General features: G+C 69.8%; 8 protein-coding genes and 1 tRNA gene. 1 reads left to right on the plus strand and 8 read right to left on the minus strand.

Annotated elements, in window-relative coordinates; translation table 11 throughout:
* Window positions 1-389: 389 nt before the first annotated feature.
* The 5 genes from topA to TR33_RS07095 all read right to left on the minus strand — a co-directional run bounded on the left by topA (window position 390) and on the right by TR33_RS07095 (window position 8,916).
* The gene (gene topA, locus TR33_RS07075; RefSeq protein ID WP_042282227.1) at window positions 390-3,215 is read right to left on the minus strand and encodes a type I DNA topoisomerase; all 2,826 of its coding nucleotides are present in this window, start codon (window positions 3,213-3,215) and stop codon (window positions 390-392) included.
* A gap of 658 nt (window positions 3,216-3,873) precedes the next feature.
* Window positions 3,874-5,187: a hypothetical protein gene (locus TR33_RS07080; protein ID WP_026125008.1), complete on the minus strand. Its 1,314-nt coding sequence runs from the start codon at window positions 5,185-5,187 to the stop codon at window positions 3,874-3,876.
* Window positions 5,188-5,510: 323 nt separating this feature from the next.
* Window positions 5,511-6,173 (minus strand): membrane protein, encoded by a 663-nt coding sequence (locus TR33_RS07085; protein WP_017534609.1) that lies wholly within the window; start codon window positions 6,171-6,173, stop codon window positions 5,511-5,513.
* 171 nt (window positions 6,174-6,344) lie between these two features.
* The gene (locus tag TR33_RS07090; protein ID WP_042282230.1) at window positions 6,345-7,379 is read right to left on the minus strand and encodes a hypothetical protein; all 1,035 of its coding nucleotides are present in this window, start codon (window positions 7,377-7,379) and stop codon (window positions 6,345-6,347) included.
* A gap of 214 nt (window positions 7,380-7,593) precedes the next feature.
* Window positions 7,594-8,916, minus strand: coding sequence for a M20/M25/M40 family metallo-hydrolase (locus TR33_RS07095; RefSeq protein ID WP_042282232.1), 1,323 nt, complete (start codon window positions 8,914-8,916; stop codon window positions 7,594-7,596).
* Between the two features lie 136 nt (window positions 8,917-9,052).
* Between TR33_RS07095 and TR33_RS07100 the strand changes: the two genes are divergently transcribed.
* A tRNA-Leu gene (locus tag TR33_RS07100) sits at window positions 9,053-9,140 on the plus strand.
* 113 nt (window positions 9,141-9,253) lie between these two features.
* Here TR33_RS07100 and TR33_RS07105 read toward each other — a convergent pair.
* The 3 genes from TR33_RS07105 to TR33_RS07115 are packed head-to-tail and all read right to left on the minus strand — an operon-like array spanning window position 9,254 to window position 12,359.
* Window positions 9,254-10,507, minus strand: coding sequence for an ATP-grasp domain-containing protein (locus TR33_RS07105; protein WP_014910963.1), 1,254 nt, complete (start codon window positions 10,505-10,507; stop codon window positions 9,254-9,256).
* A gap of 17 nt (window positions 10,508-10,524) precedes the next feature.
* Window positions 10,525-11,940: a methylaspartate mutase gene (locus tag TR33_RS07110; protein ID WP_042282234.1), complete on the minus strand. Its 1,416-nt coding sequence runs from the start codon at window positions 11,938-11,940 to the stop codon at window positions 10,525-10,527.
* Window positions 11,937-12,359 carry a cobalamin-dependent protein gene (locus TR33_RS07115; RefSeq protein WP_108914127.1) on the minus strand — a complete coding sequence of 141 codons (423 nt, stop codon included), beginning with the start codon at window positions 12,357-12,359 and terminating at the stop codon, window positions 11,937-11,939. Before TR33_RS07115 ends, TR33_RS07110 begins: the two co-directional genes overlap by 4 nt.
* Between the last annotated feature and the right edge of the window lie 6 nt (window positions 12,360-12,365).

Here is a 12,365-nt window from a genome sequence, read left to right on the forward strand (position 1 = left end):
GTCTCACCCCTGGGGGTCGATGTAGGAGATCGCGTACCGGTCACCCCCAGGGGGTGAAGGTGGGAGTCCGCACCCTCCGGCACCCCAGGGGGTCGCTGCACACGATCTCCTACAGCAACCCCAGGGGGTTGCCCGTTCGGGCGCCGGGAGTGTTCTGCAAGACGAGTCGAGCCGCCCGCGAGGAACGAGCGTAGGCGTGGACGAGGATGAAGAACGCTCCCTCCCTTGGCGCCCGAACACGCGCCGAAGCGAAGCGGAGGCGCAAAGCAAACACTTTCGGACCCCAGCCCCAGCAAGGGGTAACCGGCACTCGATCTCCCACCTCAACCCCCGGAGACCCCGAAACGAAGCGGAGGGCCGAAGCGAACACTCCCGGCGCCCGAACCTCTTTACTCGCCGGTCTTGGGTTCTCCGGTCTTCTTGGCGGCCGTCTTGCGCGTGGTCGCCTTCTTGGTGGTGGTCGTGGTCGTCTTCTTCGTCGTGGTCTTCTTGGCGGTGGTCTTCTTCGCCGTCGTCTTCTTGGCCGGGGCCTTCTTCTTGGCGGGCGCCTTGGCCCGGCGTTCGGCGAGGAGTTCGGCGGCGCGCGCGTCGGTGATCGACTCGACCTCGTCGCCCTTGCGCAGGGAGGCGTTGATCTCGCCGTCGGTGACGTAGGGGCCGAAGCGACCGTCCTTGACGACCATCTTGGCGCCGGAGGCCGGGTCCTCGCCGAGTTCGCGCAGCGGCGGGGCCGCGGCGCGGCGGCCACGCTGCTTGGGTTGGGCGAAGATGGCACGGGCCTCGTCGAGGGTCACCGTGAACATCTGCTCCTCGTTCTCCAGGGAGCGGCTGTCGGTGCCCTTCTTGAGGTAGGGGCCGAAACGACCGTTCTGCGCGGTGACGTCCTCACCGTCGAGCTGCCCGACCACACGGGGCAGGGACAGCAGGCGCAGCGCGTCCTCCAGGGTGACCGTGTCCAGGTCCATGCTCTTGAGCAGGGAGCCGGTACGCGGCTTGACCTTGGCCTTCGCCTTGCTCTTCGGCTTGGTCTCGCCCTCGGACTCCTCCGGTTCGGGGATGATCTCGGTGACGTAGGGGCCGAAGCGGCCGGACTTGGCCACGATCGTGCGCCCGGTCTCGGGATCGGTCCCCAGTTCCCGGTCTCCGCTGGGCTGGGCGAAGAGCTCTTCGGCCTTCTCCTTGGTGAGCTCGTCGGGGGCCAGGTCCTCGGGCACGTTCACCCGGACGCCCTCACGGTCCAGGTAGGGGCCGTAGCGTCCCACGCGGAGCACGATGTCGGTGCCGGGCAGCGGCAGGGAGCTGACCTCCTTGGGGTCGATCTCGGACAGGTGGTCGCCCACCAGGTCCTTGAGACCCGTCTCCTCCTCGCCGCCGGGGGCCTGGCCCCCGAAGTAGAACCGGCGCAGCCAGGGCAGGCTCTCGGTCTCGCCTCGGGCGATGCCGTCGAGGACGTCCTCCAGGCGCGCGGTGAACTCGTAGTCCACCAGGTTCCCGAAGTGCCGCTCCAGGAGCTGCACCACGGCGAAGGCGAGGAAGGAGGGCACCAGGGCGGTGCCCTTCTTGAACACGTAGCCGCGGTCGAGGATGGTGCCGATGATGGAGGCGTAGGTGGAGGGGCGGCCGATCTCCCGCTCCTCCAGCTCCTTGACCAGCGTGGCCTCGGTGTAGCGCGCGGGCGGGCGAGTGCTGTGGCCCTCGGCCTCCAGGCTCTCCGCCTTGACCGGGTCGTCCTCGGACACGGCCGGGAGGCGACGCTCGCGGTCGTCGAGGTCGGCGGCCGGGTCGTCGGAGCCCTCGACGTAGGCCTTGAGGAAGCCGTGGAAGGTGATGATCTTGCCGCCGGCGCTGAACTCGACGACCTCTCCGCCACTGGAGGTGCCCTCGATGCGGACGGTGACGGATTCTCCGATGGCGTCCTTCATCTGGGAGGCGACGGTGCGCTTCCAGATGAGTTCGTAGAGCCGCAGCTCGGGGCCGCTGAGACCGGTCTCGGCGGGGGTGCGGAAGCTGTCGCCCGCCGGACGGATGGCCTCGTGCGCCTCCTGGGCGTTCTTGACCTTCTTGGCGTACACGCGCGGCCGGTCCGGCAGGTAGTCGCCGCCGTACAGGCGTCGCACCTGGTCGCGCGAGGCCTTGATCGCGTTGTCCGACAGCGTGGTGCTGTCGGTTCGCATGTAGGTGATGTACCCGTTCTCGTACAGCCGCTGGGCGACCTGCATGGTCTGCTTCGCGGACAGGTTGAGCTTGCGGGAGGCCTCCTGCTGGAGGGTGGTGGTGCGGAAGGGCGCGTAGGGCGAACGGCGGTAGGGCTTGCGTTCGACCGAGGAGACCGCGAATCCGGCGCCGGACAGACGTTCGGCGAGCCCGCGCGCGGCGGCCTCGTCGAGGTGGCGCACGTCGCGGTCGGAGCGGATGGTGCCCTGGGCGGTGAAGTCTCGGCCCGCGGCCACGCGCTTGCCGTCGACGGAGGCCAGGGTGGCGGGGAAGGTGCTGGGACCGTCGACGGTTCCGGAACCGGTGGCGTCGAAGACCGCCTTGAGGTCCCAGTACTCGGCGGAGGTGAAGGCCATCCGCTCGCGTTCGCGCTCGACCACCAGGCGGGTGGCCACGGACTGGACGCGCCCCGCGGAGAGCTTGGGCATGACCTTCTTCCACAGCACGGGTGAGACCTCGTAGCCGTAGAGACGGTCCAGGATGCGTCGGGTCTCCTGGGCGTTGACCAGACGGGCGTTGAGGTCGCGCGTGTTGTTCGCGGCGTGCCTGATGGCGTCCTTGGTGATCTCGTTGAAGACCATCCGTCGGACGGGGATCTTGGGCTTGAGCTCTTCCAGCAGGTGCCAGGCGATGGCCTCGCCCTCGCGGTCCTCATCTGTGGCGAGCAGGAGTTCGTCGGCCTCGGCCATGAGCTCCTTGAGCTTCTTGACGTGGGCCTTCTTGTCGGTGTTGACGACGTAGAGGGGTTCGAAGTCGCCGTCGACGTCGACGCCCAGCCGTGCCCAGGGCTTGCCCTTGTACTTGGCGGGGATCTCCGCGGCCTTCGTCGGCAGGTCACGGATGTGACCGATGCTGGACTCCACGACGTAGCCGCGCCCCAGGTAACCGGCGATGGTCTTGGCCTTGGCCGGTGACTCGACGATGACGAGAGCGGTGCCCGCTCCCTGGCGTCCGTTGTCCTTCGAGCCGTTCTTGCCGGCGCTGCCCTTCGTGGGTGGCACGCTGTTTCCCCTACGTCTAGCCTTACGTGTTTCTGTCGGCCGCGGTCCTTCGGCTCCCGTGGGAACCGACAGTAACCGAACTACAGGTATTCCCCCGTCGGTGAGCGGATCGGGGCGGCCTCGTGAGGGATCGTCCCTCGATGGTCCGTCACCCTCGCACCCACCGGCATCCGCAGAATAAGCGCTCAGGGAACCGGTACCGGCCCGTAATGAGCGAGAGCGACCATGGCGTCCCTCTCGTCGCCGCCGCCATCGACTCGGACGAGCACTTCGAACACACCATCTTTATGACTTGCGTCACACTTGTCGACGGTAGGCGTGTCTTGACCCTGGGAATGCGGCGAGTCCTCCCGGTTATTCCCGGGAGGACTCGACTCACGTCACGGGCCTCCGATCGTCACCTTCCCCTCTCCGCAGTCCACCGCGTTCCTCACGGAACGGAGAGAGCGAAGGCGACCCCTCGACCCGACGCGTACGGCATCCGCGTGCCGCTCGCGGGACCGGTGCTTCGAACGGCGATCCCCACCTTTTCCGGAGAAGCCCGACCCACCGCAGTCCACCGCTTTCCTCACGGAACGGCGGGTCGTTCCTCCCCGGTCCGGCGGGCGACCGTGTCCGGCGCACCCCCCGCGTGGGCCCTCAACGGCCCACGTCGGTCCTACAGACCGACGCCCACGGCGCCCAGCAGGTCACCGACCGGGTCGACGGACGGGATCTCGGAGGCGTCGGGCAGCTCGGAGGCGCGCTCGGGCGCGTGCGTCTCGACGGCCTGGGCGGTGGTCTCGCTCAGGTCGTAGCCGACGGGCAGCATGTCGGAGACGGGCACCTCGGGCAGCTGGTCGACCAGCGGCACGCCGTCCAGAGCCGAGGACTGGGCCTCGGTCTCGGCGCTCTGGTGCACGACCTTGGCCTCGTCACCGGTGGAGCTCGCGCCCGCGACGCCCGCCACCGCGGCGACGGCGTTGCCGGCCACGTTCACGGGGATGTCGGCGTCGGCGACGAGCTGGTTGCCGCCGGCCAGGGAGGCGTTGCCGGAGCTGCGGACGTCGTTCTCGACCTCCTTGATCGTGGCCCCGCTGTCGGTGGAGGCCGCGCCGGCCACGCCGCCGACGGCGCCGATCGCGTTACCGGCCACGTTCACGGGAACGTCCAGGTCGGCGACGAGCTGGTTGCCGCCCAGCGCCGAGCCGTTGCCGGAGGTGGCCACCGACTGGTGCTCGCGGACGGGCGCCGACTGACGCAGCACGCCGGCGTCCACACCGGAGGTGTCGGGCAGGATGCTGGCGTTCGAGACGGCCTCGCCGAGCAGGTCGGCGGCGGTGATCGCCTCGCTCTGGTGCTCGACCGGCGCGCTCTGGTGCTCGACGGGGGCGCTCTGGTGGTTGCGCACGATCGCGTCGGCGTCGGTCGCGGCCGCGCCGGCCACGCCGCCGACGGCGCCGATGGCGTTACCGGAGATGTTCACGGGAACGTCCAGGTCGCCGACGAGCTGGTTGCCGCCGATCAGGGACCCGTTGCCCGAGGTGGCGACGTCCGGGTCGTCGTGCTTGTGGTGGTGCCCGTCGTGCACGACCTTGGAGTCGCTGCCGGTGGAGGAGGCCCCCGCCACACCTCCGACGGCGCCGATGGCGTTACCGGTGACGTTCACCGGCACGTCGCCGTCGATCACGAGCTGGTTGCCGCCCAGAACCGAGCCGTTGCCCGAGGTGTGCACCTCGTTGTGCTGGTGGTCGATCACCTTGGCGTCGGAGCCGGCGCTGGAGGCGCCGGCCATACCGGCGACGGCGCCGATGGCGTTGCCGGTCACGTTGACGGGAACGTCGGCGTTGACGACGGCCTGGTTGCCGCCCAGGACCGAGCCGTTGCCCGAGGTGGCCGCGTCGGAGTCGGCGAAGGCCACGCCGGTGCCCAGAGCGACGAAACCGGCCGCCAGGAGCATGGACTTCGCGGAGGTGCCAGCCCACTTACGCATGTGGGAAGTCCTTTCGAGGAAACGAGTAGATGAGAAGGTGTCGTGCGTGGGCCACAGGCCGTTCCACGTCCCTGGATGGAACGCGGGCCTTCGACCGAGGCCGGGGATCATCCGGTCGGCTCCGCACCTGGTCGGTGCGTGGTCTGCCGGTCTGTCGGGTGCGGTCGCGTCGCGTTCTCGCTGGCTGCGTTCACGGACGCCCTCACCCCGTCGATCAGCTCCGCTCTGGTTGAGCGGCGGCTGACGTGAACCCCGAGCACGTGGCCTCGGCCGGTGCTACGGGACTCGCGTCAACCCCCGGGCCCGAAGGCCCGGGAGGCCGATCAGGCGCGGGCCCTGCGGCGCTTGCCGAAGAGCAGCAGACCCACGCCGGCGGCGACGGCCAGGGCGGCGGCGGCCGCCATGCCGGTCAGCGAGCTCTGGTCGGCGCCGGTGACCGCGAGGCGGCTGTCGTCGCCCTCCGGAGCGGCGGGGCCGTCGGCCATCGCGGGGGCCGTCGGAGCGTCCGTGGCGGGGGTTTCGGACACCGGAGTCTTCTCCTCTTCGGTGACCGTTTCCTCTTCCTCGGTCTGGCCGTCGCGGTCGTCCTCGGGGGTCTCGGACGGATCCGCGGGAGGCGTCTCCCCGACCGGGCCCTCGGGGGTCTCCGGAACGCCCGGGGTCTCCTCGTCCTCGGGGACGTGGCCCTCGTAGCCGCCGTCGTCCTTGTCCTTCTCCTTCTCCGGGGTCTTCTCCGGGGCGGGGTCGTCCTTCTCGACGACCTTGGCCTCACCACCGGCGCAGGAGGCGCCGGCGATGCCCAGCACCGCGATGGCGTTACCGCAGAGGTTGACCGGCACGTCGCCGTCGACCACGAGCTGGTTGCCGCCGCCGAGCGAACCGTTGCCGCTGGTGACGGTGTCGGCGTAGGCGGTGCCGCAAACGGTGGTGGCCAGGAGTCCGGCGGCGATCAGGGCGGTGACTCGGGCGTGGATCGTCTGGTTCATCGGGTGTCGTGTCCTTTGGTCGACGAGGAAGAGAGAAGAACTGTTCGTCACTCGTGGACCGCGGACGGTTCCCGACTCCAAGAGCCCGGGAGAGAAGCACGCCCACCTCGAAGCGGTGGAGCGGCTGTGCGTGAGACGCACCGACCGGCCGCGATCCCTGCGGGGGAGCGACTAGTCGGGCGAGTAGGAGGGGTCGTCCGCGGCGTCGCGGACGACCAGGGTGGGGTCACCGGGAAGGGCGACCCGCTGGATCCGGAACACCAGGTGCCCGGAGCGGTTCATCAGGAACCCGGCGGCGCCGGGAGCGGGGAAGGACGGGGCCGACGCACCGGTGGCGTCGGGTCCGGCCTGGTGCTGGGAACCGCCGCCGATCAGGCGGACGCGCTCGGCGGAGGCGTCCTCTTCGGCGGTCTGTCGAGCGACGGACTGCGCGGCCTCGGCGGCCACACGCCATCCGGCCTCGACCACGTGGACCGGGACTCCGGCCTCGATCGGGGAACGGTGCCGTTCCCCCTCCTCGTCCTCACGCTGGGCGCCGGGGCGCTCTTCGGGGACGGAGGACGGTTCGGTCTCGTCGGAGGCTCCGAGGATCGGCAGCCCCAAGGGCGCGCCGGCCTCGGCGACGGAGTCGGACAGACCGTGGCCGACGGACTCGGAGAGCCCCTCGGTGACGCTGTCGACCAGGGCGGCCTCGCGCAGGGACTCATCGGTGGCCTCCACGACGCCCTGGCCGGTACGGGCGACCCCGCCGACGAGGCCGGAGGCCCCGCGCGCGGTCCCGTCGACGACCTTGGCGGTGTCGGTGACGACGTCGTCGGCGACCGAGCCGATCGCCGATCCCTCGATGGCCGAGGAGACGCCGCCGTTCCGGAGCTCTCCCACCGGCAGACCGGAGGTGTGCGGAGAGACGCCGTCGGCGAGGGCCTCGGTCGAGTCGGTGACCCGGGCCGTGGTCTCGGAGAGACGTCCCTGCCGGACCTCGTCCGCGGCCGTCTGTCCCGTACGCTCGGCGACCTCGCCGACCCCCAGGACACTGTCGACGAGACCGCCGGAGTCGGCGGTGGTCTCGCTGTGCGCGACACCCATGCCCCCGGCCAGCCACGCGACGGCGACGATCCCGGACAGGAGCAGCAGACGGGCGTAGGCACCACGGGCGTTGCGAGCAGCGAGGCCGTTGAACGGCCACCCCCGACTCGCGAGCACCATGGATGCCCCTTTCCTCGTCACTGCCACCGGACGGTCCCGTACGGGCGCTCGGCCCGCGGTCGCGCGTCGATACCCCGGGAGATCCCGAAGCACCCTCGCACTGAAAGCAACCGTAGCATCACGTTGAGTTATCTCAGGTGGAAAAACGAACCGTGCTGAGAATTTCTCAGCACGGTTCGTCCCAGTTCAGGGGCCTAAGCCCGAAAAATTTCGGTCAGCTCATGTCAATAAAACGGTCCAGGACGCGGACACCGAACCGGAGGCCGTCCACGGGGACCCTCTCGTCCACTCCGTGGAACATGCCGGCGAAGTCCAGCTCCGGCGGCAGCCGCAACGGAGAGAACCCGTAGTTGCGCACCCCCAGCCTGGAGAAGCTCTTCGCGTCCGTGCCCCCCGAGAGGCAGTACGGGACCGCCTTGGCCCCGGGGTCCTCCGCCAGCAGCGCCTCGGACATGGCGTTGACCAGGCCGCCGTCGAAGGACGTCTCCACCGCGGGCAGGTGATGGATGAACTCGCGACTCACCTTCGGGCCGAGCAGCTCGTCGATCTTGGCGAAGTACTCGTCCTCGGTGCCCGGCAGGAAACGACCGTCCACCTGCGCGGTGGCCTCACCCGGGATGACGTTGGCCTTGTAACCGCCGCCGAGCACCGTCGGGTTGAGGGTGTTGCGCAGCGTGGCGCCGATCATCTTGGCGATCGGGCCCAGGCGCGCCACCGTGGCGTCGACGTCCTTCTCGTCGAAGGGGATCCCGAACTCCTCGCAGATCTCCTCCATGAAGGTCCGCACGGTCGGGGTCAGCTGGAGCGGGAACTCGTGCTCCCCCAGCCTGGCCACCGCGGCCGCCAGCTCGGTGACGGCGTTGTCCTTGTTGGTCATCGACCCGTGTCCCGCGGTGCCGCGCGCGGTGAGTTTCATCCACGCGATGCCCTTCTCCGCGGTCTCCACCAGGTACAGGCGCCGATTCTCGTTGACGGTGAACGAGAAACCGCCGACCTCGCTGATGGCCGAGTCGCAGTCGGCGAACAGCTCGGGGTGCTCGTTCACCAGGTACTGGGCACCCCAGGTGCCGCCCGCCTCCTCGTCCGCGAGGAAGGCCAGCACGATGTCGCGCGGAGGACGGCGCCCGTCGCGCAGCCGCTGCCGCAGCATCGCCAGGACCATCGCGTTCATGTTCTTCATGTCGACCGCGCCGCGGCCCCACACGCACCCGTCGGCGACCTCGCCCGCGAAGGGATGGTGCGTCCAGTCCTCGGGGGCGGCCGGCACCACGTCGAGGTGACCGTGGATGAGCAGTGGCGGACGACCGGAGTCCTCGCCCGTGATCCGCGCCACGACGTTGCTGCGCCCGGGGTGCTTCTCGTAGATCCTCGACTCCACCCCGACCTCGTCGAGACGGCCGGCCACGTACTCCGCGGCCTTCCTCTCTCCGGGCCCGGAATGGTCACCGTAGTTGGAGGTATCGAACTCGATGAGCTCTCGGCACAGGTCGACGACCTCGTCCTCCGCCGCGCTCAGATCCCTGGTCGGTTCCACCATCTGGTTCTCCCGTCTCCGGCCGCACCTTTCGTCCTAGACACTGCCACGCCCACCCCTCGGCGGAAAACCGGTTCAGGCGCCCTCAGACCTTTGCTATGGTTGAACCTGTTCGGCGCGGGAAGCGCCAGACACCCACGTCCGGGTGGCGGAATAGGTAGACGCGCTAGCTTGAGGTGCTAGTGGCCGTTAAGGCTGTGGGGGTTCAAGTCCCCCCTCGGACACCAAGAGAAGGCCCTGTTCGCAGGGCCTTTTTTCATGCCTCCGTTCGATCGGAGGCGGTACCCGCGCGCACGTCGCGGGCACCACCCCCTCAAGAGACACCGTTCGATCCGTCCGGTCAGTCCTCCACGGGCTCCGTGACGAACCGCACCGACTCCTCCAGGGCCCGAACGAGGTCCCGGGCCTCCTCCGGGGTGTCCGCGCCGACCAGGATGTGCGCCACCCGGTTACCGACCGAACGGTGCGGTTCGATGACGGCGCCCGGAGCGATCGCCAGCTCCGCGTGGATCACGTTCGGATGGGCCAGCACCTCGTCCCAACCCTCGACCGCCACCAGACGGCCCGAGGGTGGGGTGAGGAACCGGATCGCGGCCCCCCGGCGAGGCCGGAGCGCCTCCAGGTCGACGGGGGTGCCCAGCGCGTCGTCGTAGACCAGGCCGAACCATTCCAGACCGGGGATGACGTGCGGCAGCATGCGATGGATCCAGCCGCCCGCGTTACGGACGTGGATCTCGCCCAGGACGACGCCGCGCTCGGTCCACCACAGCTCCACGTGGAACTGCCCGTAACCCAGCTCCAGCGCCGTGAGGGCCGCCACGACCTGTGTCTCGATCTCCCGCGCGGTCTCATCCGGGAGGATCGCGGGGATGACGTACTCGGTCTCGAAGAAGTTCGGCGGCGGCAGCAGCTCCTTCGAGGTGAGGGCGAGGACGTGGGGGGCTCCCCCGAGGAAGACGCCCTCCGCGCTGTACTCGGGCCCCTCCACGAACTCCTCGACGATGAAGGCGCCCCGGCTCCCCTCCGGGAGGAACTCCAGTGCGCCGGCGAGGTCGTCCGGGCCGGCGATCCGGGTCACCCCCTCACTGCCCATGGCGTCGCGCGGCTTGACCACCCAGGGCCCGGTGGACGCCTCCAGGAAGTCGTACGCCTCGGCCACGTCGGAGCAGACCAGGAAGCGCGGCTGGGGGAACCCGGCGGCGGCCAGCTCCGCCCGTGCCTCGTCCTTGGTCCGGACCCGGTGGACCGCCTTCGGGGAGTTCCCGGGGCGCCCCAGCGCGGCCGCGACCTCGGCCACCGCCTCCTGGGCCATCTCCCGCACCCCGAAGACGACATCGAAGCGGTTCCCCGCCGCGACCTGTTCGCGCGCCCACGCCGCGCTCGCGCCGCGGACCTCGAAGTCGACGGCGGAGGCCTCGTCGGCCAGCTCGGTGATGGACGGCGTCGCCGCCAGGGTGGCCTCCTGGTTCGTGACGTGGACCTCCAGGCCACGCTCGCGTGCCTCACGGATCGCCGTTCCGACGACGTCGACGGCGAGGGTGGCGTTTCCGGCCCCTCCGACGAAGAGAAGTCGGGGACGAGGCTGATCTGTCATGTGGATTCCTCTGTGCATCAGGTGTGGCGGTACTGCTCTACGACCTCGGGGTCGGGCCGGGGCGGTGCCCCGGCGCCCTCCCCGAAGATGTTCAGGAAGTGGTTGATGTCGGAGGTCAGGCCCTTGACCATGGCCCCCATGTCGGAGGGGTCGCCCCGGTCGGCGAGGCTCTCCCTATTGCGACGGAGCGTGCGTTCTGAGAAGGGCAGCGCCCCCGATTCCAGGTAACGGATGGCGCCGTCGGGCGCTCGGCGCGGGATGATCGCCGAGCGCGCGTACCGGCTGGCGCTGAAGGGGATGTCGAGTCGGCCCCGTTCGAAGGCGGACTCGATCCCTTCGTAGAGGTCGGGGGCCTCGAGGACCGGCTCCACGATCTCCGCCACCTCTTCCAGGACCCACTCCAGTTCGGCGCCCACGCGGTCCTCGTCGAAGGAGATGAAGTCCAGGAGCGGGGAGTTGGCCCGGGAGGCGAGCAGGAGACCGTCGATGTTGGCGCGTGTATCGGGGATCCCGTAGGCCTCCAGGTAGGTCTTGGTGATCAGCTTGGTGGCACCGCCCAGTCGGGCGAGCAGCGCTCCGTAGAGGATGAGGTCCTCGGCGTGCGACCTCTCCTTGGGGAAGAGCCCCATGAACTCGTGCAGTACCGCGTGGACCTCCACCTCCTCGGGGAGGTAGCGGGCCGCCAGGACGGGGATGGCCCGCAGGGCGGCCACGTCCTGCTCGAAGTGACCGCCCTGCGGGTAGGCCACGGAGACGCAGCGCACGCCCTCCCGGGTGGACGCCACGGCCTCCAGAACGCTGATGGCCAGGGATATCGACGGGGGCACGAGCACGGCGGTGAGCGTGCCGAACAGTTCGCGGTCGATGGTCAGACCTCGCTCGGCCAGTTCTCCGCAGAGCGCGTCCACGTCCCGCCACGCCGCCAGCGACTCGCTCAGGGGCACCGCCTTCGAGTAGGGGAGGTTGTACGAGATCCCTCCCCCTTCGAAGGAGGTGATGCCCGAGGCCACCGAGGTCTCGAACAGTCGGCGCGCGTCGGGGGAACCGTGCCGCACCTCCAGGGGTACGGACACGGCCTCGTTCAACTCCCGCCCCCTGGGCCATCCATGCGTGACCAGGGGGTATCCGTTGAGTTCGGCGGGGTTGCGCAGGAGCACGGCGCGGGCGTTGTCGAAACGTCGTAGGCGGGTGTGGGAATCGATGGTGAGCGTCAGGATGTCCGGCCGGGCATGCCGTTCCAGGTCCCGCAGCAACGTGGTCATCTGGCTGTGCGACCCCACACCGCAGCGCGGTTGCAGGGCCACGCGTCCCGCGTCGCGCGCCGCGCGCAGGACCTCCGCGGCGGTCGGTTTCCCCAACCCTCGGACGTAGGCGATGGTCTCCGCGAGCGGCGGAGGTTCCGGGGGGATCGGCGGAGGCGAGACGCCGTTCACCGGACCTCGGCCGGCCGCGCGCTGGGGGAACGGAATCCGTCCAGGGTGGCCGGGAGCAGCTCCGGATCGGACAGGATCATCTCGACTCCGAGCGCGTGGAACCGCTCATCGTCGACCGCTTCCTTGTTGCTTCCCACCGAGAGGTTGCCGCCGAGGATCACCGGGCAGCCCAGCAGGCCGTCGGCCCGGGCCGCGGGCAGGTCCTGGAGGTCCTCGTAGGCGTGTCCGTTGAGGCTGCCGATGATGACGGCCTCGGCGTCGGGGTGTTCGTCGTACGCGGTGGCGAACTCGGCGATCGAGGTGCAGGCGCCGAGGTTGACCACGTGGAAACCCTGGGAGCGCAGGGAGTGGGCGATGAGTTGGTTGGCCACGACGTGGGCGTCGCTGGCCGCCATGCCGAGAATGACTGTTCGGGTCACGGGTTC

It is taken from the genome of Nocardiopsis alba, from assembly GCF_000710955.1.
GTDB classification, from domain to species: domain Bacteria; phylum Actinomycetota; class Actinomycetes; order Streptosporangiales; family Streptosporangiaceae; genus Nocardiopsis; species Nocardiopsis alba.